23 protein-coding genes and 1 pseudogene are annotated in these 21,833 nt (G+C 69.3%); 21 read left to right on the top strand and 3 right to left on the bottom strand.

What is annotated here, in order from left to right; genetic code table 11:
* Positions 1-235 precede the first annotated feature (235 nt).
* From AC5P09_RS18220 to AC5P09_RS18210, 3 genes are all read left to right on the top strand, one after another.
* On the top strand, positions 236-1,534 hold the full coding sequence (locus tag AC5P09_RS18220; protein ID WP_493874920.1) for an amidohydrolase family protein: 1,299 nt from the start codon (positions 236-238) through the stop codon (positions 1,532-1,534).
* A 206-nt stretch (positions 1,535-1,740) separates the two neighbouring features.
* Complete coding sequence (locus AC5P09_RS18215) at positions 1,741-2,397, top strand: SDR family oxidoreductase (protein WP_493874919.1); 657 nt, start codon at positions 1,741-1,743, stop codon at positions 2,395-2,397.
* 2 nt (positions 2,398-2,399) lie between these two features.
* Positions 2,400-2,777 (top strand): nuclear transport factor 2 family protein, encoded by a 378-nt coding sequence (locus AC5P09_RS18210; protein ID WP_493874918.1) that lies wholly within the window; start codon positions 2,400-2,402, stop codon positions 2,775-2,777.
* A gap of 55 nt (positions 2,778-2,832) precedes the next feature.
* Here the strand turns inward: AC5P09_RS18210 and AC5P09_RS18205 are convergent, their stop codons facing one another.
* Positions 2,833-3,045 (bottom strand): hypothetical protein, encoded by a 213-nt coding sequence (locus AC5P09_RS18205; RefSeq protein ID WP_266435177.1) that lies wholly within the window; start codon positions 3,043-3,045, stop codon positions 2,833-2,835.
* A 211-nt stretch (positions 3,046-3,256) separates the two neighbouring features.
* Here AC5P09_RS18205 and AC5P09_RS18200 point away from each other — a divergent pair, with 211 nt between their 5' ends.
* The 6 genes and pseudogenes from AC5P09_RS18200 to AC5P09_RS18175 all read left to right on the top strand — a co-directional run bounded on the left by AC5P09_RS18200 (position 3,257) and on the right by AC5P09_RS18175 (position 10,098).
* Positions 3,257-5,698, top strand: a complete 2,442-nt coding sequence (locus AC5P09_RS18200; protein ID WP_493874917.1) for an MFS transporter — start codon at positions 3,257-3,259, stop codon at positions 5,696-5,698.
* Between the two features lie 237 nt (positions 5,699-5,935).
* Positions 5,936-6,133: pseudogene (locus tag AC5P09_RS18195) on the top strand (YceI family protein); the annotation flags it as partial.
* Positions 6,134-6,312: 179 nt separating this feature from the next.
* Positions 6,313-6,630 carry a winged helix-turn-helix domain-containing protein gene (locus tag AC5P09_RS18190; RefSeq protein WP_493874916.1) on the top strand — a complete coding sequence of 106 codons (318 nt, stop codon included), beginning with the start codon at positions 6,313-6,315 and terminating at the stop codon, positions 6,628-6,630.
* A gap of 476 nt (positions 6,631-7,106) precedes the next feature.
* Positions 7,107-7,358, top strand: coding sequence for a hypothetical protein (locus tag AC5P09_RS18185; RefSeq protein WP_493874915.1), 252 nt, complete (start codon positions 7,107-7,109; stop codon positions 7,356-7,358).
* A 720-nt stretch (positions 7,359-8,078) separates the two neighbouring features.
* Entirely contained in the window at positions 8,079-9,212 is a 1,134-nt protein-coding gene (locus AC5P09_RS18180) for a hypothetical protein (RefSeq protein WP_493874914.1), read from the top strand.
* A 97-nt stretch (positions 9,213-9,309) separates the two neighbouring features.
* Complete coding sequence (locus tag AC5P09_RS18175; protein ID WP_493874913.1) at positions 9,310-10,098, top strand: NUDIX domain-containing protein; 789 nt, start codon at positions 9,310-9,312, stop codon at positions 10,096-10,098.
* Here the strand turns inward: AC5P09_RS18175 and AC5P09_RS18170 are convergent.
* Positions 10,082-11,089, bottom strand: a complete 1,008-nt coding sequence (locus AC5P09_RS18170) for an NsdA family TPR-like regulatory protein (RefSeq protein ID WP_493874912.1) — start codon at positions 11,087-11,089, stop codon at positions 10,082-10,084. The two genes, AC5P09_RS18175 and AC5P09_RS18170, sit on opposite strands and share 17 nt — an antisense overlap.
* A gap of 807 nt (positions 11,090-11,896) precedes the next feature.
* On the opposite strand from AC5P09_RS18170, the gene AC5P09_RS18165 reads away from it, so the two are divergent.
* From AC5P09_RS18165 to AC5P09_RS18130, 8 genes are all read left to right on the top strand, one after another.
* The gene (locus tag AC5P09_RS18165) at positions 11,897-12,163 is read left to right on the top strand and encodes a DUF6284 family protein (protein ID WP_493874911.1); all 267 of its coding nucleotides are present in this window, start codon (positions 11,897-11,899) and stop codon (positions 12,161-12,163) included.
* The gene (locus AC5P09_RS18160; protein WP_493874910.1) at positions 12,160-12,486 is read left to right on the top strand and encodes a hypothetical protein; all 327 of its coding nucleotides are present in this window, start codon (positions 12,160-12,162) and stop codon (positions 12,484-12,486) included. Before AC5P09_RS18165 ends, AC5P09_RS18160 begins: the two co-directional genes overlap by 4 nt.
* Positions 12,483-13,385, top strand: coding sequence for a DUF2637 domain-containing protein (locus tag AC5P09_RS18155; RefSeq protein ID WP_493874909.1), 903 nt, complete (start codon positions 12,483-12,485; stop codon positions 13,383-13,385). The genes AC5P09_RS18160 and AC5P09_RS18155 overlap by 4 nt, the downstream gene beginning before the upstream one ends.
* Positions 13,385-13,732, top strand: a complete 348-nt coding sequence (locus tag AC5P09_RS18150) for an RRQRL motif-containing zinc-binding protein (RefSeq protein ID WP_493874908.1) — start codon at positions 13,385-13,387, stop codon at positions 13,730-13,732. Before AC5P09_RS18155 ends, AC5P09_RS18150 begins: the two co-directional genes overlap by 1 nt.
* A gap of 2 nt (positions 13,733-13,734) precedes the next feature.
* Positions 13,735-14,052, top strand: coding sequence for a hypothetical protein (locus tag AC5P09_RS18145; protein WP_493874907.1), 318 nt, complete (start codon positions 13,735-13,737; stop codon positions 14,050-14,052).
* A 108-nt stretch (positions 14,053-14,160) separates the two neighbouring features.
* Complete coding sequence (locus AC5P09_RS18140; protein ID WP_493874906.1) at positions 14,161-16,290, top strand: FtsK/SpoIIIE domain-containing protein; 2,130 nt, start codon at positions 14,161-14,163, stop codon at positions 16,288-16,290.
* Positions 16,291-16,494: 204 nt separating this feature from the next.
* Positions 16,495-16,959 (top strand): hypothetical protein, encoded by a 465-nt coding sequence (locus tag AC5P09_RS18135; protein WP_493874905.1) that lies wholly within the window; start codon positions 16,495-16,497, stop codon positions 16,957-16,959.
* Positions 16,960-16,973: 14 nt separating this feature from the next.
* Complete coding sequence (locus AC5P09_RS18130) at positions 16,974-17,294, top strand: MazG-like family protein (protein ID WP_493874904.1); 321 nt, start codon at positions 16,974-16,976, stop codon at positions 17,292-17,294.
* 98 nt (positions 17,295-17,392) lie between these two features.
* Here the strand turns inward: AC5P09_RS18130 and AC5P09_RS18125 are convergent, their stop codons facing one another.
* Positions 17,393-18,043: a hypothetical protein gene (locus AC5P09_RS18125; protein WP_493874903.1), complete on the bottom strand. Its 651-nt coding sequence runs from the start codon at positions 18,041-18,043 to the stop codon at positions 17,393-17,395.
* A gap of 147 nt (positions 18,044-18,190) precedes the next feature.
* On the opposite strand from AC5P09_RS18125, the gene AC5P09_RS18120 reads away from it, so the two are divergent.
* The 4 genes from AC5P09_RS18120 to AC5P09_RS18105 are packed head-to-tail and all read left to right on the top strand — an operon-like array spanning position 18,191 to position 21,745.
* A complete protein-coding gene (locus tag AC5P09_RS18120) occupies positions 18,191-19,360 on the top strand; it encodes a DNA cytosine methyltransferase (RefSeq protein WP_493874902.1) in 1,170 nt (389 codons plus the stop codon).
* Positions 19,357-20,250 (top strand): bifunctional DNA primase/polymerase, encoded by an 894-nt coding sequence (locus AC5P09_RS18115; RefSeq protein ID WP_493874901.1) that lies wholly within the window; start codon positions 19,357-19,359, stop codon positions 20,248-20,250. The genes AC5P09_RS18120 and AC5P09_RS18115 overlap by 4 nt, the downstream gene beginning before the upstream one ends.
* Positions 20,247-20,603 carry a hypothetical protein gene (locus AC5P09_RS18110; RefSeq protein ID WP_493874900.1) on the top strand — a complete coding sequence of 119 codons (357 nt, stop codon included), beginning with the start codon at positions 20,247-20,249 and terminating at the stop codon, positions 20,601-20,603. Before AC5P09_RS18115 ends, AC5P09_RS18110 begins: the two co-directional genes overlap by 4 nt.
* Positions 20,600-21,745 carry a DUF3631 domain-containing protein gene (locus AC5P09_RS18105; protein WP_493874899.1) on the top strand — a complete coding sequence of 382 codons (1,146 nt, stop codon included), beginning with the start codon at positions 20,600-20,602 and terminating at the stop codon, positions 21,743-21,745. Before AC5P09_RS18110 ends, AC5P09_RS18105 begins: the two co-directional genes overlap by 4 nt.
* The last annotated feature ends 88 nt before the right edge of the window (positions 21,746-21,833 follow it).

The following is a 21,833-nucleotide window of genomic DNA, read 5'->3' as shown; positions in this document are numbered from 1 at the left end:
CCGTCCTGCCCCGATCTGCGGTCCTCCCACGGGCCTCGCAGGCCCCTCCGGTGCGGCGGACCACACCGGTACGACTATTGCGCTCCTCCCTGTCGCGAGCGGGTGGTCACCCTAGGCTCGACTCACTCTGCGTGATCTTGCGTCCCCTTGCGATCTTTCCGCAGTCCTTAGCCAGCAGTCCCCGAGCCCCCTCCGTAGTCCCCGAGCCCCGCAGCCCCCGAGCCCCTGGAGCGCGATGCCCGACAGTCAGCCGCAGCCGCCCCCCTCCTCGTCCGGTTCGTCGTCCTCGTCCTCGTCCGGTTCGTCGTCGAGTTCGCCGTCCGGACGGGCCGAGGGGGCGTCTCTCCTGTTGTGCGGCGCGCGACTCGCGGACGGCCGGGCCGTGGACGTACGGCTGGGCGGCGGGCGCATCGAGGCGGTCGGTACGGCGGGGAGTCTCTCGGCGGGCGGGGCACGCGCGCGTGGCGCGCGCCTGGACCTCGGTGGCTATCTGCTCCTGCCGGCCCCGGTCGAGCCGCACGCCCACGCCGACACCGCGCTGTCCGCCGACGACGAGGGTCCGGTTTCGTACGACATCCAGGACGTCCAGCGTCGGGCCACCGAGGCCGCCCTGCTGCAACTCGGGCACGGAGCCACCGCGCTGCGGGCACACGTGCGCGTGGGCGACGTCCCGGGGCTCGGCGCGCTGGCCGCCGTACTCCAGGCACAGCGGGCGCTGCGCGGGTTCACCGAGCTGACGACCGTGGCGATGCCGAGGGTGCTGACCGGGGTGGCCGGGGCCGACGGGCTCGCGATGCTGCGGGACGCGCTGAAGATGGGCGCCTCCGTGGTGGGCGGCTGTCCGGATCTCGACCCCGATCCGACGGGCTATGTACAGGCCGTCCTGGATGTCGCCTCCGAACACGGCTGCCCCGTGGACCTGCACACCGACGCCACCGACCCGGCCCGCCTGTCCCGGCTCGCGGCCATGGCCGGCGGACTGCGCCCCGGAGTGACCCTCGCGCCCTGCGGCGGTCTGGGGCGCCTGCCCGCCGAGGTGGCGTCCCGGACCGCCGACCAGCTCGCGGCGGCCGGCGTGGCGGTGGTGTGCCTGCCACAGGGCGGCTGCGGGGGTGTCGACCGGCGGGGCACGGCTCCGGTACGGCTGCTGCGCGCGGCCGGAGTGCGGGTGGCCGCGGGCAGCGGTGCTCTGCGGGACGTCTCGAACCCCGTCGGGCGCGGCGACCCGCTGGAGGCGGCCTATCTCCTGGCCTCCCGCAACGGCCTGCGGCCCGAGGAGGCGTACGACGCGGTGAGCGCGTCGGCCCGGGCGGTGCTGGGGCTGCCGGAGGTACGCGTGGAGGCCGGGTTCCCGGCCGAGTTGCTCGCGGTACGCGGTGAACGACTGGCGGGGGCGCTCTCGCTCGCGTACAGCCGGATCGTGGTGCACCGAGGGCGCGTGGTGGCGCGGACGAGCGCGGTACGGGAGTACTGCGACACGGCTGCGACAGGGGAGTTGGGGCTGCCTCGGCAGGGGCGGGGGCAGTTGTCGTAGGGGGCCGTTGTCGTAGGGGGCCGTTGTCGTAGGGGGCCGTTGCCGAAGGGGGCAGGCGTCGTAGGGGGCAGGCGTCGTAGGGGCAAGCGTCGTAGGGGGCAGTTACCGAAGAGGGCGGTCACCGGGCGGTGTGCCTGATGTGTAGGCCCTGAGGTGTGGCCGGAGTCGTGCGGCGGATGCGGCTCTTCGGGCGTACGGTCGGAAGCATGCGCATTGTCATCGCTGGTGGTCATGGTCAGATCGCGCTGCGGCTGGAGCGGCTGCTCTCCGCGCGCGGGGACGAGGTCGCGGGGATCATCCGCCGCGCCGAACAGGGCGACGACCTGCGGGAGGCCGGTGCCGAACCGGTGCTGCTGGACCTGGAGTCGGCCTCGGTCGAGGAGGTCGCGGCGCAGCTGCGGGGCGCCGACGCGGCGGTCTTCGCGGCGGGCGCGGGTCCGGGCAGCGGGGTGGCCCGCAAGGACACGGTCGACAAGGGTGCGGCGGTGCTGTTCGCGGACGCGGCGGTCCGGGCGGGCGTACGGCGCTTCGTGGTCGTGTCGTCCATGGGCGCGGATCCGGCGCACGAGGGCAGTGAGGTCTTCGACGTCTACCAGCGCGCCAAGGGCGAGGCGGACGCGTACGTGAGCGGACTGGACGCCCTGGACTGGACGATCCTGCGCCCCGGTTCGCTGACGAACGACGCCGGCACCGGTCTCGTACGGCTGGAGGCGCACACCGGCCGGGGCGCGGTGCCGCGGGACGATGTGGCGGCCGTACTCGCGGAGTTGGTGGATTCCCCGGCGACTGCCGGGCTGACCCTGGAACTGGTCAGCGGGCCCTCGCCGGTGTCGGTGGCGGTGAAGTCGGTGGCGGGGAACTGAAGATGGCCGCCGAGGGGGTGCCGGCCACGCGGGAGGCGCTGCTGCGGCGGATGTACGAGGTGTTCTCCACCGACGAGCGGGACGTCTTTCTCGCGCGGTGCCTGGCCCCGGACGTGGACTGGCCGAACATGCTGGACGGGGTCCGGCTGCACGGCCGCGAGGCGGTACGCGCGTACTGGGCACGGCAGTTCGCGGCCGGGCATCCCCTCGTAGGGCTGGAGGGGCTGCGGCTCGACGGGGACGGCGAGGCGGTGGTCGCCACCGTACGACTCGGGATGCGGGACGCGAGCGGGGAGCACTGGGCCGGGACGGTCGAGCATGTGTACCGGTTCGACGGGGACGGGTTGGTGGCGCGGATGGACGTACGGACCGGTTCGTAGCGGTACGCGGCCGCGGGGCTCGCGCCCAGAACCTCCCAGAACTTCCTAGAACCTCCTAGAACAGGGGCAGCTGCCCGGGATAGACGGGGACTGCGTACCCGTCCAACGTGGGCTGCGCGGCTCCGAGTTCCGCCTGCCGCCGGGAACCGGGGCACGAGACGAGTACGCCGTTCTCGCGCGCGCCGGGTGGGTCGTGCCGGGCGAAGCGTCCGGCGACGACGGCGATCTCGCGACGGCATTCGGGGCAGTGTCTGCGGCGGGTGGACATGGGATCAGTGTGCCCCGGGGGTGTTCGCCGTACCGGGAGCCCGTCTTCGCCGTACCGGGAAGCGGTCTGCCGATGGGAGAAACCGAGGCAGCCGGCGACCCCGAATCCTTCACCATCCCTCCCCGAAAACCGACCACACTTGCTTAAGTCAATCAACTGACTTAGCTTGGACATGTCGCGCTGCCCCCAACCCCACCCGGAGGCTCGACCCATGTCCCACGCGCTGCCGCGCCCCACCGACGACGGAGAGGTCGCGGGCCCCAGGGCCAACACCGTCGTAGCGGTCCTGGCCTTCGGCGGGATCGTCGTCTCGTTGATGCAGACCCTGGTGATCCCGATCGTCCCGGAGCTGCCGCAGCTTCTGAACGCCCCGGCCTCGGACACCGCCTGGGCCGTCACCGCCACGCTGCTCGCGGCCGCCGTCGCCGTACCGATGATGGGGCGGCTCGGTGACATGTACGGCAAGCGCCGCATGCTCCTGATGAGCCTGGTCCTGCTGGTGGCCGGATCGGTCACCGCCGCCCTCAGCGACTCCCTGACCCCGATGATCGTCGGACGCGTCCTGCAGGGCATGGCGGGCGGTGTGATCCCGCTCGGCATCAGCATCATGCGGGACGAACTGCCCGCCGAACGGCTCGGTTCCGCAACCGCCCTGATGAGTGCGTCCCTGGGGGTCGGCGCCGCCCTCGGACTACCCGCCGCCGCGCTGATCGCCGACAACTTCGACTGGCACATGCTGTTCTGGAGCTCGGCCGTCATGGGCGCCGTCGCCCTCCTGCTGGTCCTGCTCCTCGTACCCGAGTCCAAGGTCCGCACCGGCGGCCGCTTCGACCTGGTCGGTGGCCTCGGCATGGCGGTCGGCCTGGTCTGCCTGCTGCTGGCCATCTCCAAGGGCGGTGACTGGGGCTGGGGCAGTGGCACGATCCTCGGGCTCTTCGCGGCGGCCGTCGTGGTCCTGCTGGTGTGGGGCTGGTGGGAACTGCGCACGGAGCAGCCGCTGGTCGACCTGCGCACCACCGCCCGCCGCCAGGTGCTGTTCACCAACCTCGCGTCGATCGCCCTCGGCTTCGGCATGTTCGCGATGTCCCTGGTCCTTCCGCAGCTCCTGCAGTTGCCTGAGGCGACCGGCTACGGTCTGGGCAAGTCGCTGCTCACCGCCGGCCTGGTCATGGCGCCGAGCGGCCTGGTGATGATGGTCATCGCCCCGGTCTCCGCGGCCCTGTCCAAGGCCAAGGGCCCCAAGGTGAGCCTGATGCTCGGCGCCCTGATCGTGGCCGCCGGCTACGGCCTGCAGATCCTCCTGATGGACGAGGTCTGGCAGTTCGTGATGGTCTCCTGCGTCATCGGCACCGGCATCGGCTTCACGTACGGCGCCATGCCCGCCCTCATCATGGGCGCCGTGCCGCCGTCCCAGACCGGCGCCGCGAACAGCCTCAACACCCTGATGCGGTCCATCGGTACGTCGGTCGCGAGCGCCGTCGCCGGCGTCATCCTGGCCCAGATGACCACCGACCTCGGCTCGGTCGCCCTGCCCTCCGAGGACGGCTTCAAGACCGTCCTCGCCATTGGCGGGTGCGCGGCGCTGCTTGCCTTCGGCCTCGCCGCGTTCATTCCGCGCAGGGGGGCGGTCGAGGTGGGGGCGGTGGGTGGCGGCGGGGGTCCGGCCGTCGGGGGTCCGGTAGTTGGGGCGCCGGCAGTCGAGGACGGGGCAGTTGGGGGTCCGGTAGTTGCGGGGCCTCGGACGCCGGACGGTGAGCCGGTTGCGGTCGGGCAGGCTGGGCAGGCCGTCGGCGTGGCGTCGGTACATGCGGGGGCGCTCGCCTCCGTCGCGAGCGCCGAGGGTGACGACGGTCCGAGCGGCTCACTCACCGGCCCCGTCGGCGTCGGCAACGGCGTCACGGTCAGCGGACACATCCTCGGGGCCGAGCGCGTCCCCGTGGCCGCGGCCGCGGTCACCCTGATCTCCCTCGGCGGGAAGCAGCTCGGCCGGTCGGTCTCGCGGAGCGACGGTTCGTACGGCGTGGACGCGCCAGGAGCCGGTTCGTACGTCCTGATCGCCTCCGCCGACGGCTACCAGCCGCAGGCCTCGACGATCGTCGTCGCCGGTGACGCGCCGGTTCCGTACGACATCCTGCTCAGCGGCACCAGCGGTCTCGCCGGTGTGGTGCTGTCCGCCGACAGCGGGGCCCCGGTCGCGGAGGCCGTGGTCATCGTGACCGACGTCCGCGGGGACGTCCTGGCCACCGGACGCACCGACGGTCTGGGCGAGTTCGTCATCGCCGACCTGGTGCCGGGGACCGTGACCCTGGCGGTCAACTCCCCCAAGCACCGCCCGCTGGCCCTGCCCGTCGAGATCGGCGGCACCGGGACCACCCGGATAGAGGTCGAGCTGCGGCCGGGGGCGCAGGTGCGGGGCACGGTACGCGGAGCGGGCGCCCCGCTGGGTGACGCGCTGGTGACCCTGGTGGACGCCGCGGGCAACGTGGCCGCCACGGCCACGACCGGCCCCGACGGGGCGTACGCCTTCTCCGACCTGGACAGCGGCGCGTACACGGTCATCGCGACGGGCTACCCGCCGCGGGCCGCCTCGGTGACGATCGCCGGCGGTGGTGTGGACGACCATGACATCGAACTCGTCCACGCTGGTGAGTAGTTCGAGCCGAGGCGTTGTTCACGCCCTCATCTGACCCGGCCGGCCCACCCGGGCAGGCGCCTTGAGCGCGGGGCGCCTGCCCGGGGCCGGCGGAGAAACGGCGGGAGGGGCGGGGTGGAGGGGGGCCGGTCGTACGCCGTCGCCAGAGGCGGCGAGGAAGGCATCCACCCCCACCCGCACCCACACAGGACACGGGACACGGGGGCCGCCCCACCCGGGACCGACCGAGCCCCGGCCATCAGTGCGGTCGGTTACGCCTCCACCGCGTCCACCGCGCTCGTCACGGTGAGCGGCCGCGCCGACGTCGGCCAGGTGGTCCTCGGCCGGCAGGCGGGCGTCGAGCTGCCGCCACCGGGCCCGTGGACCATCGACCCGGCCCACTCCTCCGTCGGGGCGGTCCCCCAGCACCTGGGTATCGCCAGCGTGCACGGCCGCCAGCAGCGTGGTCCCAGGTCACGGCCGCCCGACCATACGGCTACCACCCATGGCTGAACCTCAGGCAAGACGGGGTGTTTCTTCCAACGGGCTTGAGTGCCCCAACTGCCCTCGAAACAGGTCAACTTTCTCTGCGGAGGGTGCAGCACAAGCCAGAGCGGAGGCCTACGATCGCCGGCATGCAGTTGACTCCCCACGAGCTCCTCGGCCGTTGGCTTCTCGTAACGCTTGGCGAGATGGGCGGCGCGGGTTCCAAGCAGGACGTGCTTCGGAGGATCCACGAGCGATACGGCTCGCAACTCACTGAGACCGACCACCTGCCGCAACCCTCCAACGGGGAAGTCAAGTGGGAGAATCGGACCGCCTGGCAGCGGAATCGGATGGTCAAGGCACGGCTCCTCAAGCCATACGAAAGGCATGGTGATCCGTGGGAGCTCACCGAGGCTGGTTGGGCGGCTCACCGTGCTCTTGTGTCCGGTGACGGAGGGTCTGCTTGAAGGTGGATTACGACGGCTCAGGCGGAAGGCACGGCCAGCGAAACGATGAGTGTCCGACTGCGTGACAACGCCGACGGACAACCGCGCACACCTGCGGACCGTCGCAGCAGGCGAGAGGCACCCCAGCCCAAGGCCGAGCGCGCACCCAAGTTGCTTCGGGTCGAAGCGGCCAACGCGGAAACGCCTTGGAGCCTGAGCCATGGTGGCCCTAAAGTCGCGTCGTCCCGACAACAGGTGCCCCGGGGCGCCCGAGGCGAAAGCCGAACCAGTAGGAGCAGAGAAGTACAGCAACCACAGCAACCGGTCCTCCTGTCCCGTAGTGTCCCCCCGAGGCCGTTGCGCAACTGCTATGACCGCTGTGACTGGTCTGCATAGAGCTACGGATACAAGGTCCGGCATCCAGTGCGGGGCGCCGCCCGTCACAGCGGTGCCAGATGCCACTGATCCTCGCCAGGCGACTTGGGCAGCATGAGCGTATGTCCGTGCGGTCAGCCGCCGAGAAGGGCGTCGAAGGCGTTCTGTTCGGCTCGCGGAGCGTTCTCACCACCTTCCCGGTGGCTGCTGGTGCAGTCGGCCTGAGTCTCCGCGACGGCGAGCGACGGCTGAACTGGATCAGGATCCACTCCTTCGAACGCGGCACCGGGCTCACGGACGAAGCAGGGAGCGACCGTGAACGGCTCTACCGTCCTACCTTCAACCTTGGTCCGCGTCTGGTCCGGAAACCCTGATCAGCCCCGGATCCGGGCGTAACAGGGGGAGACAAGTCGCCTGCTTTCGATTCCACTCGAGAGTTGGCCCCCGAACGCGAAGAGACCCCCTCCGTCCTGCGTTTCCGCAGATCGGAGGGGGTCTACCTTCATGTGGCGGCGCCAGGATTCGAACCTGGGAAGGCTGAGCCGGCAGATTTACAGTCTCACAGCGAGGGCCTCGCCATCAGTCCTGTGAACTGGAGGTTCAGTTGCAGTCCCGAGGCCAGACAGGCTCACCGTCCACACGTCGTCCACGGACGTCGTGTTAGTCCGAGTGTGACCCGGCACAAGTTCAACCCCGCAGAGCACTGACCAGAGTGGCCAGTGCCCCGACCAATGCAGCTACTGCCGTGATGATCGACGCCCAGCGGTTAAGTCCGTTGGCGTTGCTGTCGCCACGTTCCCCCACGGCAGAGTTGTCGGGCTTCATCGAACTGATTCCTCCACTGCTTCACGGCCGGTCCAGGTTCACTGGCACGCGCCAAGACTGTGCCTGCCTCTCATCAAGACCGGCCCTTCGTGAGTAAGCGAACATGTCCGGCATGGAGTCGGCGACCGCCTCGGCCAACTTCGGCGAAGTCCGGACAGCTAAACCGCAGGCGACATAGCGTCTTGCTCCAACAGTCGGACGCCCACGGACGATGACAGACAAGGCCGGACAGCAGCGGACAGCCGGACAGTTACGGACAGGGGGATTGGATGAGCGTGGCCGATCGGTTGCAGGAGCTGCGGGTGCGGGCAGGGAACCCAACAATCCGTGAGATCGAGCGCCTCATAGCCAGGCAGGGGCAGGGGCAGGGGCGCACCATGGCACGATCTACCATTCAGGAGAAGATTTCGGGTACAAGTTCTGCGAACCTCTCCCAAGTTTTGTCAATCGTGGAGGCGCTTGCCGAACATGCCCGCCTTGCGAACGCTCCCCTTCCCGCACGGGAGACAGATCAAAGCGTCTGGCGTGAACGAGTTACAGCATCCTTCAAGCATGCCAGCCGCAAAGCAGCGGAGCCAATTCCACCCGCCGAGACGCATGAAAACCCGTGGAGCGTCGGGCCGCTCATACATGCCCAGATGTACGACCTGATAGAAATTGTGGAGAGTTCTCAGCAGAGTCCAACTGATACTTGGCTTCCGAGCGTCATCGGCCCCATGCTCAAAGCCCAGATGTCGGTCTCTTCCTTTATGGAGCGCGCAGCACAAGACGACCCCCAAACGATCATTCGAACCGTGGCAGCACTTCACCTCAGCTTCCCTCCCCCACCCCCGGAAGACGACCCGTGGGGCGCAACAGGGAACCCGTGGGCAGTCACAGACAACAACATGACCGTGGGTGCACTTCTAACACATACAGCGAGACATCAAGGAGCGAATTCAACGCCTGCCCTGGTGGCAGGTATGAGACGAGCTGACCTTGGAGAACTAGTAAAGGTATATCTGCAGGCCCTAGCTAAAACTCAGACCGCCGTCGGCATCCAGAAGGCATGTGTACTTCTCAGAGCAGCTTCGCTCGACAGAGATGCCGTTGCTCTTTTGCGCTTCGTAGGTTCACTGCGACGCACTAGCGAGTCTATAGAAGTCGCCGATCGCTTCCATAATAATAGCCAGATCGCAGACAGGGACCGAATCTTGCAAGGAATTAGCGAAGGAGGCCCATACGGCATCAAGGCAGCCTTGGAAGGGATACGGGGGAGAAGCACCGAAGAGGAATACAAACTCGAAATCCTTCGCGGCATCCCCCACGAGAAGCATGAAGAATACGCCAAAAATCTCAGTGCCTCTGGATTTCTAGAAATGGCGCAGACCGTGCGAGATGCAGTAAACATTCCGCCGTTCTGAACCGAGGTATGGGAACGAGGCAAGGTGCACCGGAGGCAGGGTGACGCTTGGCCGCTACGCTGGTACACACCACCTCAGAACGGAGAGTGCTCCGCGGATGGGACCGAAGACGACCAAGGTCTACGAGACGCTTCGCGCACGGCTCGCCGCCGGCAAGTACGCCCCCGGCGACAAGTTCCCCTCAGAACGCACGCTGGTCGAAGAACTCGGCATCGGCCGAACCGCACTCCGCCAAGTACTGGCCCGACTCGTATCCGAAGGTGCGTTGGAGGTTCACGGGCGAAGCTCGTACCGAGTGCCAGGGGCAGTCAGCGTGAAGGCCCCGACGGGGCTCGAACCGTGGCGCATCCACGGCGAACGCGACCTGTACGACAACCGCTGGGTCAAACTCCAACTCTGGGACGTGGAGCCGCCCGGCATGGAGCGGTTCGAGCATCACGTAGTGAGGCTGCACCACGTCGCCATCACGGCAGTACTGGATGACCAGGATCGCGTCCTCATGATGTGGCGGTACCGCTTCGTCCCACAGCAATTCGGCTGGGAACTGCCCGGCGGCATCGTGGACGAAGGGGAGGACCCGGCGGACACGGCGCTTCGGGAGGTTGTGGAAGAGACGGGTTGGCGCCCGACGTCGCTGGAACACGTCGTCACCTATCAGCCCATGGTCGGCATGGTCGACTCGCCTCACGAGATCTTCGTGGGCCACGGAGCCGAACAGGTGGGTTCACCGACGGACCCGGAAGAGGCAGGACACATTGAGTGGGTGCCGCTGGCCGACATTCCCGGGCTGATGGCTCGCGGTGAGCTGATGGGCTCCGGCACCCTCGTGGCTCTACTCCACATCCTTGCGAACCGTGGCAAGCAGGGGCTTACAGCCGCGCACTGAGCAGGTCGACACGGCGGCGCTGCCGCACCGAACCGGTGCGGCTCGCCAACAGCCGTGCCTGCCTGAGATGGGTGTTCGCGTCGTCGTACTCGTCTCGCGCCAGGTGAGCCTGTACGAGGTCAGCGTGAAGTCCTGCCTGCGCTCGGACAAAGGACGGGTCCACCACGTTCAGGGCGCCGTACAGGCTGGTCACCGCGTCGTCGTCCCCCAGTAGAGCAAGGACGTTGCCGCGCCATCGAGCCAAGTGAGCGCCGTTCAGGAAGATGCTCAGCATGTCCGGGTCTCGGTCATCGGAGCCAGGCGGAATGGTCGTCATGGCCGCATCGAGTGCCCGCCGGCAGTCATCAGGCATTCCGGCATGGGCGCACAACTCCGCTTCCGCGGCGTACAGCCATGCCCGGAGGCGGGGAGATCCGGCCTGGCCAAGGGTGCGTTGCGCATCGCGGACCAGGTCGACGCCGAGAGACGGCCGGCCAGCCTCGCACAGTACGTACGCCTGCTCTGCCATCGCGTGCGCGAGGTACATCGGAGCCTCAGCATCGCGCGCTGCCCGCTTCGCAAGCTCGTAGTGCCGCCAGGCACGTTCGACCGCCCCCGAGTCGATCGCCTGCCACGCAGCAAGGGTCGACGCCCCCGCGAGCGCAAGAGCCACGGGGCGGCGCGTACCCGGCAACACCGCGAAGTTCAGCGCGTCTTCGAGGCGTGCGAGATGCCCCGTCATCTGGTCTACAAGGCCCGAAGCGCCCAACTGCCGGTCCATCGTGCGCAGTAGCTCGGTCTGATCGTTGAACGTCTTCACCATGGATTCGCTGACGCTGCTGGCTGAATCGATCCTGCTCAACAGTTCGTCGTACCCGTCGGCCATCGACGGAGCGACCGCGAGCGGGCTGCCCCGCAACTCTGCGTCCGTGACGCCGAGAAGCTGCCGCAGGATTGCTGCGTAGCGGTCCGAGATCGTGCGCTTGCCGTTCTCCCACTCGGAAACGTACACCCGCAAACTCGCGGTTGAAGCAACGTCGGTGACGTGCCGTCGGGCGTACTGCTCGATCTCGCGAACCAGTCGCTCCTGAGACCAGCCACGCGCCGTTCGCGCACTCCGAAGTCCTGTGCTCACAGGCCACCGTCCGGCGATAGGTCCACACACTGACCTTCCCAGCATGCCTCACATCGCCGCAGGTCAATAGGGGTTAACAAGACGGGAGTTAAGTCCTGTTGGCTACCGGGTCCCCCTCTCAACCGGTCTTCTGGAAGTGCACCGAGGCGGGCAATCGCCACTCGAACCGGCGAAGGGCCTTGACTCTGGTGCGCACCAGATGCCACTCTTCTGGTGCGCACCAGATTACGGATCGCTTCCGATTCGCGGTGTGCAAAGCAGAGGGCGGGGACGCTGCAATCCCGCTAAAGGCCAGGCAGAACAGGGTTTCGGCCCGTACTGGCGAGGTGGCCCGGTGACCGCGAGCAACGGCCGGAGAGTGGGGACTTGGTCCCCCTTGCAGTGCTTACCCCGTTCCCTTCGGCCGACAGGAGTTCTGATGCGCCAACGACAGCTTTGGGCGTCGCCGTGATGGACCAGCCGGCGTCGCCTGTGCGCTAGCTCGGTCCACTGTCTTTCAGCCTTCGCGGCGGCTCACGCCGCGCCGGTTGCCTCCCCCGGCCGTCCGGTCCCGCACCTTGCGGAGTCCGTACGGGCGGGGTGGCAGGGAGCCGGACATTCCGACCCCAACGGCAAGCGCCCCCGGTGCTCGAACACCGGGGGCGCGGTTCGGGCCGTTGCCACCTTGCAGGGAGAACACGACCCATGAAGTACATCGTCACTGTTCAGGACGCTGTTACCGCATTCGCCGACTGGAACGAGCCGACGGACACCGAGCTTGACGCGATCGAGCAGGAGTTGCCGCTGATCCTGGCGGACGTCGACCTGTTGGACGCGCAGATCATGACGCTTGACCGTGCCCCGAGCGAGCTGGACGCGCGGCGTGTCCGCCGGGCCCGCCGCCGGGTGCTCGCCGCCCGCCGCGAGCTGGCGAACACGGTCGCGCCGCTGCTGCCGGGGGTGGGAGCGTGAGCGGGAACCTGACGCTGGACGGCCTCACCCTCCCGCTGCGGGCGCTGCGGGTGCTGGCGGTCGACTTCGGACACCTGCCCGCGCCGACCGTGGACGTGACCACGGTCTACCCGGACCGGCTGCAACTGCGCTTCCACGACGACCTGTCCGCCTTCGAGGCGTGGCGGGACGCTCTGGGGGTCGACCCGGACGACGTGGTCTATCGCGAGGAGAGCGCCGGCCGGACGCGCGTGTTGAAGGCGACCGCCGACTTCGCGGGCGCCGTGCTGGAGCTGACCGGCTACGGCGACGTGCACGTTGCGTCGGAAGCGGGTGCGGCATGAACCGCACCGGTAAGACGCTGCTGGTACTGGCCCTGGTCGCGGTCGTCGCCATGGCGTTCCGGGTCTCGTGGAACGCGCTGCGGGACATCGCGAACGCGGTCGGCGCGGACCACACCGCCGCCACCCTCTATCCGTTCGTAGTCGACGGCCTGATGGCCCTGGCCCTGGTCGCCACCCTCGTACTCGCCGACAAGGACCGCACGTTCGCGCTGCGGGTGCTGGGCACCTACACGCTCGCCTCGCTCGTCCTCAACTACGTGCACGGCCTCGTGCCGGAACTGCACGGCCGCACGGTCGACTGGGGACGGCTCGCCGACTGGGACCCCGCCAACTGGGCGTTGGTCCTACTGGCCACGTCACTTCCGGTCGGGTCGATCTACTTCGGATCCGACCTGGTCGCCAAGGTCCTGCACCACCGGCCCGCGCCGATTCCGGCCGTAGACACGGATGCGGAGGAATCCACCAAGACCGAGATGAATCGGTCTACGGCTGACCTGCCGGATTCGACCCCCGCCCCGATCACGGCAACGGTGGTGCGGGTGCCCGATCCAGTGGCCGTTGACTTCGTGAAGTCGACGCTTCCGCTCAAGCCGGTCCCCGCGATCGCCGCGCCGGTCGAGTCGGCTCCGGTCACGTCGATCGGCCGGCACACGGTGGCTGCCGAGTCGCCCCGATCGCGCCGCGCCACCGGCCGCGTGCCGGCCGTCGCGAAGTCGACGCGGCCCAAGCGCACGCCGGAACAGTTGCTGGCCGAGGCGAGGGCGGCGACGGCCGATTGGCCGGACGCGAAGGTGACCGGCGAGGGCATCCGCCGCGCGGTGCACACGTCCCCGGCGAACGCGCGGTCACTGCGGGACACGATCCTCGCCGAACGTGCCGCATCGGCCGAGGTCGCGTGATGGGGGCGCTGCCGGTGTTCCGGTGGCGCCTGGCACCGGACGGCTACGCCACCCGCCGCCAACTCCGCGCACAAGGTCTACGCCCCGGTGGTCAGTGCGTGGCCGCGCAACTCGAACGGCCGCGCCGCCGCCGTGAACCGCTGGTCGCCTACCTCTACCGCGTCGACCTGGCCAAGCCCGTGAGGCCGATGACCCCGGGCCGGTGGGCGGCGCTGGCCAAGGCGAACGCCGCCCGCCGCATCTGCCCGGAGTGCCGGACGGATGCGGGCTACGTCATCCCCATGTCGCTCGGCATGTGTGTGCCCTGCGCCTACCCCGACCCTGCCGACTCCCCGAGGAGCGTCTGACCATGCGCAATGCCGACATCCGCCGCCTGGACCGCGCGATTCAGGCGGCCACGAAGAAGCTGGAAGCGGTCCGCCGGGGTGAGTGGTGGCCGCTGAACGGAAGCGAGCGCCGCGCCATGGCCCGCGCTCTGGCCGGCGGCTCGTACCGGACCGTGCGCGCCAGGAGCACCACCCGCGCCGAACAGCAGATGGACACCACCGGATCCGCCGCAGAGGCCCGGCTGAACGCCGAACTGATGGCCCTGCACGCCGAGCGTCAGCGACTCATCACCGAGGCCGCCCGCGCCAAGGCCGTCAAGAAGTCCTCCGGCTGGTGGTGACACCCCCGCACGCGTAGCCGGGGGCGGCCCTGCCCTGCCACGGATCCAGGCCGCCCCCGCACTCCCTCAACTCCCGCCCCGTTCGGGGCAGTCAGGAGCACTTCCAGCATGAGTGAGAACGTCGTTCACCTCCACAAGAACCCCGACCCCCGTGCTCAGGACCCTGCCGTGACCACCTTGACGGTGGTCCCCGACCCGGCCCCGGCCAAGCGGGTCCCGCTGTGGGTACGCTCCGGCCGCGCGGTGCGCACGGCGGTCACCCACGAGACGACCAGGACGACCGCCCGCGCCGTGGTCCGCCATGGTCTCTACACCGTCAACGGGGGCCGGATCGTTGCCCGCCGCACCTGGGACGGCAAGACCGGAGCCCGCTACGAACGCATGCTCCGCGCCGCTGAGGCCGCCGGGAACTTCGAGGTGGCCGAGGAGTGGGAGGAGCGCTTGCAGCGCTTCCGGGAGGCACGCCACCGCCGCCGCATGGACCTGCTCCACTCCCCTCTGGATGTGGCCAAGGGCGTCGGGGTCGGCGTCGGGATGAGCATCGGCGTGCTGGTTGCGCTCGGGGTCGTGATGGCCATCAACAACCACGACGTCACCGACGTCATCACGCCGCTCGCGGCCACGGTCGAGTTCATCGGCCTGCTGATCCGGATCGTTCAGGTCGTGTGGCCGTACGCGGTCGTGCTCGGTCCGCTGTTCGTCCTGCTGGGCATGTGGGCGGTCGGCAGCAAGCAGCAGGCCGCACCGCAGTGGGCGCTGCCCGCCAACGTCCGCAACGGTGAGGGCGAGCCGATCACCCCGTCCATCGTCGTCAAGGCCCTGCGCGACCTCGGAGTACCCGCGCTGCGCAACGCCATCAGGGAGATGGGCGACGCCGGCGCCTCCATGCTCGGACCGATCCGGATCGCCGGGTGCGGTGTCGAGGTGGACGTGACCCTGCCGTCCGGGGTGGCCACGAATGAGGTGCAGGGCAAGCGGCGCAAGCTCGCCGAGAACCTGACCCGGCACGAGCACGAGGTGTTCATCACCATCCCGACCGCCGCCCGCACGGTGCGCCTTTGGATCGCCGACTCGGGCGCGCTGGACGAGCCGATCGGCCCCTCTCCGCTGGTCACCGACGAGACGATGACCGCGAACTACAAGACCGGCAAGGCCCCGTGGGGGCAGGACCTGCGCGGCGACGCCGCCGCAATCAGCCTGTATCAGCGACACCTGTTGGTCACGGGTCTGTCCAACCAGGGCAAGACCGCCGCCTTGCGCGCCCTGGCTCTGTGGCTGGCCCTGGACCGGTCGGTGCAGTTCTGGATCGCCGACCTGAAGGGAATCGGCGACTGGGCCATGTTCGAGGGCATCGCGCAGGTGCTGATCGAGGGGCCGTCCGATGACCACGTCATCCAGGCAACCGAGATGGTCGAGGACGCGGTCGAGGAGATGAACCGGCGGATCGAGGAGCGTCGCCGCGATCCGAGCATCGTGTTCGAGCCGCTGATTGTGGTGGTGGACGAGGCGCAGTTGGCGTTCATGTGCCCGGTCGTCGGCGACGACAAGCGGCCCTACGGCGGAGCCAAGGCCACCTCGAGGTACTTCATGGGCGTCCGCAAGATTCACAACCAGGGGCGTGCGGTCGACGTGCTGATGTGGCAGGGCACGCAGGACCCCACCGACCAGAACCTTCCCAAGCTCGTGCGGGAAGGTGCCCACACCCGCGCGTCCCTCGTGCTGGGCACAGAATCACAGGCCCGGATGGCGCTGGGCGACAAGGCCGTGGACGGCGACGCCGCCCCGCACCTGCTGCGCCAGGGCCTGGACAAGGGAACCCTCGTGGTCGCCTCGGACGGCATCACCATCCCTGCCGGGCAGGCGTCCATCACGGTGCGCACCCACTTCATCGACGACGAGCCGGCCGCCGAGATCGCCGACCGGGCCAAGGCACTGCGCGACGGCGTCACCACCCTGCACGTCATCGACCAGGGCGAGGAGCGTGACGCACTCGCCGACGTCGCCACCGTCCTCGGCGACGCCCCGCGGCTGCGGACCAACGAGGTACTGAAGCGGCTGCACGCCCTGGACCCGAACGCCTACGGCGACCAGTGGACCAACGACCGGCTCAAGAGCCTGTTGGAGGAGCACGGCGAGGAGCCGAAGAAGTCGCACGGGGTCATGGTCGTCCACCGCGATCACGTCCTGCGGGCACTCGCCAACCGCGACGTAGAGGGTTCCGCTTCCGCCGCCGAATAGCGGGGAGGCACGGCCGTCCGGCCCGGGGAGGCGGGGAGAACTCCCCAACCCCCTCCCCGGGCCGCCTCCCCCACGTTGATCAGCGAAAACACCGCTTCGGGGAGGCGGGGAGCCTCCCAGCTCAGACCCCCGAAACACCCCTCCACACAGCACCCCGAAGGGGGTGCCTCAGCCTCCCCAACCGAGCACCGGAAGGCATTCCGCATGTACCCCGAACCCGCCCGCCACGCACCCGACCAGCGGGCCGTGGAAGTCCACCAGCCCACCCCGCTCCCACCCGCCGTGGCGATGCCGGCGCCGATGGTGGCCATGCAGCCGGGCACCATCCCGGCGGTGTCGAGCATCGTCCTGCCGGACGGACGCGTCGTCACCGGCTACGCCATCAACCCCATGCAGCCCGAACCCCTCGCCGCCAAGCCGCCGGTCTCCCGCGCGGCGGTGAACGTCGCCCTCGGGGGCGTCGGGTTCCTCGCCGTGTGCGGCGGACTGCTCCTGCTGACCACGTTCATCACCGCACTGACCGCGCTGATCACTCAGCTCATCACCCTCGCAGCCGTCATCTTCGGCGGATGGATCGCCGTGCAGGTGTTCGGCGCACGCAGCCACGGCGCCGGGACCACGGTCAACATCCGCAAAGCGATCTTCAAGCGCAACCACTTCCACGGCTGACAGGAGAAACCGACATGAGCGCCATCCTGATCCCCGTCGCGGCCCGCATCACCGCCGCCCTGAACACCGCCAACGGCACCGCCGAACACGAGACCGCAATGCGGCTGATGAAGGTCACCGAGGAAGCCGGCGAAGCGTCCGCCGCATACATCGGCATGACCGGCCAGAACCCCCGCAAGAACATCACCCACACCACCGCCGACGTCGCCGACGAACTGTGCGACGTCATCATCGCCGCCACCGTGGCCCTGCACTCCTTCACCACCACACCGGCCGCCGACCTCACCGCCAAGCTCGATGCCGTCGCCCGCCGCCTGAACGCCACCCGGCAGTAGCTACGCCGAGGGCCGCCCCCACCTCTCGCCAAAGAACGCGGGGCCGCCCTGAGCAGGGCGAGGCGGGAGCCGCGTGGGTCGCACGGTCCGGGGCGTGGTCAGCGCTTGAACGACTGCCGCTCGGCCTTGGTGACGATCCGGTTCGCCAGATCCATGAGATTGCTGATGGACGGCGCTTCTACGAGCAGTAGTTCGCCGTGCCCGCTGCCGTCTCCGAACCCGCAGCCGCTGTCACGGACCAGAGGTTCGAGCCAGTGGACGGTAGGGCGTTCGGCCGCGAAGTAGACGACCGGCCGATGCGACCACGAATGGCCTGAGGCGTGGCTACGACAGCTCGCCGCCGGGAAGCACCCGATGGAAGAGAGGGCGTAGGACAGACCCGCCACGCCGATCTCCAAGTTGTCCAGAACGCCTTCGTCCCGGTCGCCGTCTCCGACGATCTCCAGGATCTCGCTGCCCGGGTGCCGGGCAGCGAAGCCGGGCGGCAGGGAGTCGGGCGCCCCGTCCTCCACCGCCTTGGCGACGGCTTCGAACTCCTCAAGTGTCGCGGTCACTTGGTCCACCAGGTCGGCCAGGCGCCGTTCCTCTTTGATCGCCCAGAGGGCATCTTCGCGACTGGCGTCGCTGATGTCCCACACGCCGCGGAAGAACCCGTACCCCTCCTCATCGATCTCCTCCTCTGGAGGCATGGCCATCGGCACGCCCTCCGGGAAAGACGGATCGACCTTCAAGTCGATGCGTGGGATCACGAAAACCTCCTGATGGCTGCCGGAACACCCCGGTGCACGCCGAACGCCCACCTCTAGCTACGCCAAGAGCGGCCCCAACCTCACGCCAATGAATCCGGGGCCGCTCTTTGTCCACCAGCACCCTCAACAGGACTGGAGACATTCAGCATGACCGATCCGACCGACATTCGGCGAGCCCTTGGCGGGCCGCCGACGATCGTTGCCCTGTGCGCCGGCTACGGCGGACTCGAAACCGCCATCCGCGCGGGCATCGGCGGCCAGGTCGCCGCGTTCGCGGAGAACGACCCGTACGCGGCGGCCGTGTTCGCCGCGCACCACCCCCAGGTGCCCAACCTCGGGGACATTACCACCGTCGACTGGAACCAGGTCCGCGACCTGTACGCGCCGGACGTGGTCGGCGCCGGCTTCCCCTGCCGCAACATCTCGAACGCTGGACGAAGGGACGGAATCAATGGGCAGTGGTCTCGGGTCTGGAAAAACGTCGCTCAGGCTGTGGGCGTCCTTCGACCGCGTCTCGTGTTCCTGGAAAATGTGGCGGCGATCCGCTCGCGGGGGCGGGGTCTGGACGTCGTCGCCGCAGACCTGGCCGCGCTCGGGTATGACGCGCGGTGGACATGTCTACGAGCTGGTGACCCCGAAACCGGCGCCCCGCACCCGCGGGACCGCTGGTTCGCAATTGCCCATCCCGCTGATGCCGACCCCAACCACCTCGGACGGCACTGGCGGCCCCGGCACCTCACCGAAACGCAAGGGCGGACTGAACCTGCGCACCGCCGTGACCAGGCTCCCCGCCCCGCCTCCGGAGGCGTGAGCCTGCTCCCGACTCCGGCTGCGCGGGACTGGAAGTCGGGCGCCTCCAACCTGCTCGGCCGCAACGCCCGCCCGCTCAACGAGTTCGTGGTGAACCTGCTGCCCACGCCGAAGGCGTCGGACGACTCGAACGGCGGCCCGAACCAGCGTGACACCCAGGGCCGTTACTACCTGCCCGGCCAGGCCGTCCGCCTGGATGACCGATGGGTGGCCACGGACGGCACCGACTACGGACCGGCCATCCACAGGTGGGAGCACGTCACCGGACGGCCGGCGCCGTGCCCGACCGAGCCCGGCACCCGCGGCAACCGCCGCCTCTCCCCGGTCTTCGTGGAATGGCTCATGGGCCTGCCCACCGGCTGGATCACCGCCGTCCCCGACATCCCCCGCAAAGAACAACTCAAGATCCTCGGAAACGGCGTCGTGCCCCAACAGGCCCACCACGCCTACGGCCTGCTCCTCGGGGCCCGCAACGTCGCACGCCTCGAATGGGAGGCCGCCGCATGAACAACACCCTGACGACCGCCGCCCTGGACGCCGCCGCCCGTGGCTGGCACGTCTTCCCCCTACGCCCCGGCACCAAGCGCCCCGCCCTGCACGGTGAGGCCACCTGCCGGCTCACCGGCCCGTGCGCCAGCGGTCACCGGAAGTGGGAGGACCGCGCGACCACCGACCCGGACCGTATCCGCGCCGCCTGGTCGCGCGCCCCATTCAACGTTGGCATCACCACCGGCCCCTCCGGTCTGATCGTCGTCGACCTGGACACGCCAGAGCACAAGGGCAGTTCGGACGCGCCTGACGGCGCAACGACCTTTCGAGCGCTCTGCGAGCGCGCCGGCCACGCCGTCCCCGACACCTACCGCACCCGGACCCCGAGCGGTGGGACGCACCTGTACTTCACCGCGCCGGACGACGTCCGGCTCGGCAGCACGGCGGGCACCGTCGCCGACTCGGTCGACACGCGAGCGTGGGGCGGCTACGTCGTAGCGGCCGGCAGCATCACCCCCGCCGGACCCTACGAAGCCCTCAACGCCCCCGTGGCGGCCCCTCTGCCCGCGTGGCTGCAAAGCATCCTGCAACCCGCCCCCAGGGCGCCTCAGGCGCCCTCAGTGCCCGTAACGGCACAATCTCGGCGATACGCGGATGTAGCGCTCACTGCTGAGGCTCGAAACGTCGCCACTGCCCAGCTCGGGGAGCGCGAACGGAAGTTGTTCGTCGCCGCGCGCGCCCTGGGGCGGTTCGTCGCGTGGGGCGACCTCCCCCGGCACGTGGTCGAGCAGGCTCTTCAGGAGGCGGGGGAGGCGGCCGGCCTCACCGTCGCCGAGTGCCGCTCCACCCTCCGCAGCGCACTGAACTGGTCCATCACCCACAACCAGAGCAGGCGGGACGCGGCATGAACACCCCCTCCCGCCCCCCTCTGAAGAGCATCACCGCCACCCCGACCGACCCGCGCGCCGCCGAACCGGCCTCACCTCGTCCGGCCATGGGCGAGCCGAAAGGCGCCGCCCGCAAGGGCGTCCGCACTGCTGTTGGCCCTGACCCGCGCCAGGGTGACGGGCGCTACCCCGTGGCTTGGCTCTGCATCGCGGCCCCGCGCGGCGCCACCCCGACCGCCACGTCGAAGTGCCTGTGCGGCTGGGACCGCAGCGCCACCGGCCACCCGAGCGTGCTGGCCCTGATCACCGACCACACCGAACACCGCGACACCTGCCCGCTCCGGAGCTCCCAGGAAGGGAGGAACGCCGCATGACCGACACCATCGACGGCGCCACACTGCTGGACGAGGTGGAAGCCTTCCACCGCCGCTTCAACGTCTTCCCGCATGAGGCCGCGTACGTCGCCGTCGCATTGTGGGACGCACACGCCCACCTGCTCGACTGCTTCGACTCCACGCCCCGCCTCGCCTTCCTCTCCCCGGAACCTGGGTCCGGGAAGTCACGGGCACTGGAAGTCGTGGAAACCCTCGTCCCTCAGCCCATGACGGCCGTCAACGCGTCCGCCGCCGCCCTGTTCCGGTCCGTGTCCAACCCCAACGGCCGTCCCACGATCCTGTTCGACGAGATCGACACGATCTTCGGGCCCAAGGCAGGCGACAACGAGGAACTGCGCGGATTCCTCAACGCCGGACACCGCCGTACCGGGGTCACCTACCGGTGCATCGGCGACGGCGGCAACCAGACCGTTCAAGCCTTCCCCTCGTACTGCGGGGTCGCGGTCGCCGGACTCGGCGCCCTCCCGGACACGATCATGACCCGCTCGGTCATCATCCGAATGCGCCGCCGGGCCAGGAACGAGCAGGTGGAAGCCTTCCGGGCCCGCCTGCACGAGGCGGAGGGGCACGCTCTGCGTGACCGGCTCGCCCAATGGGCCGAACACGCCCGCGGCTTCGTCATGGGCGCCTGGCCAGACATGCCCGACGGCGTCACCGACCGCCCCGCCGACGTGTGGGAACCCCTGCTCGCCATCGCCGACGCGGCCGGCGGCAACTGGCCTACCCGAGCCCGCGAGGCATGCGTAGCACTGGTCACCGCGTCCAAGGCCAACGACAAAGGAAGCCTCGGGGTTCGGCTCCTGACCGACCTGCGCGATCACGTCATGGTCGGAATCGACCGCCTGCCCACCGTCGCCATCCTGGACCGGCTCAACGCCCTCGACGACGCCCCCTGGGCCGATCTGCACGGCAAGCCGCTCGACAACCGGCGGCTGTCGAAGATGCTCACGGAGTACATGACGGCCGACAACGAGCCGATCGCATCCCGCAACATCAAGACCGCCGGAAGCGTCCTCAAGGGCTACTACGCCGCCGATCTCTGGGACGCGTGGGCCCGCTACTGCCCCCCACCCCCGGAAAGTCCGCTACCTCCGCTACCCGGCACCGAAAACGTGGCCTGACCTGCAACAACGGGGTAGCGGCAACCGGCCTCGGTTGCCGCTACCCCGCCGCTACCCATCCGCTACCGCTACCTCTTCCCGCTACCCC

The organism is Streptomyces sp. a15 (genome assembly GCF_059026085.1).
Note: the sequence above shows the minus strand (reverse complement) of the source record. Positions and strands in the feature narration are given on the sequence as shown.

Bases quoted from the DNA above. Each gene is read 5' to 3' on its own strand.
- AC5P09_RS18220 (WP_493874920.1), top strand. From the start codon at position 236: ATGCCCGACAGTCAGCCGCAGCCGCCCCCCTCCTCGTCCGGTTCGTCG.
- AC5P09_RS18215 (WP_493874919.1), top strand. From the start codon at position 1,741: ATGCGCATTGTCATCGCTGGTGGTCATGGTCAGATCGCGCTGCGGCTG.
- AC5P09_RS18210 (WP_493874918.1), top strand. From the start codon at position 2,400: ATGGCCGCCGAGGGGGTGCCGGCCACGCGGGAGGCGCTGCTGCGGCGG.
- AC5P09_RS18205 (WP_266435177.1), bottom strand. From the start codon at position 3,045: ATGTCCACCCGCCGCAGACACTGCCCCGAATGCCGTCGCGAGATCGCC.
- AC5P09_RS18200 (WP_493874917.1), top strand. From the start codon at position 3,257: ATGTCCCACGCGCTGCCGCGCCCCACCGACGACGGAGAGGTCGCGGGC.
- AC5P09_RS18190 (WP_493874916.1), top strand. From the start codon at position 6,313: ATGCAGTTGACTCCCCACGAGCTCCTCGGCCGTTGGCTTCTCGTAACG.
- AC5P09_RS18185 (WP_493874915.1), top strand. From the start codon at position 7,107: ATGTCCGTGCGGTCAGCCGCCGAGAAGGGCGTCGAAGGCGTTCTGTTC.
- AC5P09_RS18180 (WP_493874914.1), top strand. From the start codon at position 8,079: ATGAGCGTGGCCGATCGGTTGCAGGAGCTGCGGGTGCGGGCAGGGAAC.
- AC5P09_RS18175 (WP_493874913.1), top strand. From the start codon at position 9,310: ATGGGACCGAAGACGACCAAGGTCTACGAGACGCTTCGCGCACGGCTC.
- AC5P09_RS18165 (WP_493874911.1), top strand. From the start codon at position 11,897: ATGAAGTACATCGTCACTGTTCAGGACGCTGTTACCGCATTCGCCGAC.
- AC5P09_RS18155 (WP_493874909.1), top strand. From the start codon at position 12,483: ATGAACCGCACCGGTAAGACGCTGCTGGTACTGGCCCTGGTCGCGGTC.
- AC5P09_RS18150 (WP_493874908.1), top strand. From the start codon at position 13,385: ATGGGGGCGCTGCCGGTGTTCCGGTGGCGCCTGGCACCGGACGGCTAC.
- AC5P09_RS18145 (WP_493874907.1), top strand. From the start codon at position 13,735: ATGCGCAATGCCGACATCCGCCGCCTGGACCGCGCGATTCAGGCGGCC.
- AC5P09_RS18140 (WP_493874906.1), top strand. From the start codon at position 14,161: ATGAGTGAGAACGTCGTTCACCTCCACAAGAACCCCGACCCCCGTGCT.
- AC5P09_RS18135 (WP_493874905.1), top strand. From the start codon at position 16,495: ATGTACCCCGAACCCGCCCGCCACGCACCCGACCAGCGGGCCGTGGAA.
- AC5P09_RS18130 (WP_493874904.1), top strand. From the start codon at position 16,974: ATGAGCGCCATCCTGATCCCCGTCGCGGCCCGCATCACCGCCGCCCTG.
- AC5P09_RS18120 (WP_493874902.1), top strand. From the start codon at position 18,191: ATGACCGATCCGACCGACATTCGGCGAGCCCTTGGCGGGCCGCCGACG.
- AC5P09_RS18115 (WP_493874901.1), top strand. From the start codon at position 19,357: ATGAACAACACCCTGACGACCGCCGCCCTGGACGCCGCCGCCCGTGGC.
- AC5P09_RS18110 (WP_493874900.1), top strand. From the start codon at position 20,247: ATGAACACCCCCTCCCGCCCCCCTCTGAAGAGCATCACCGCCACCCCG.
- AC5P09_RS18105 (WP_493874899.1), top strand. From the start codon at position 20,600: ATGACCGACACCATCGACGGCGCCACACTGCTGGACGAGGTGGAAGCC.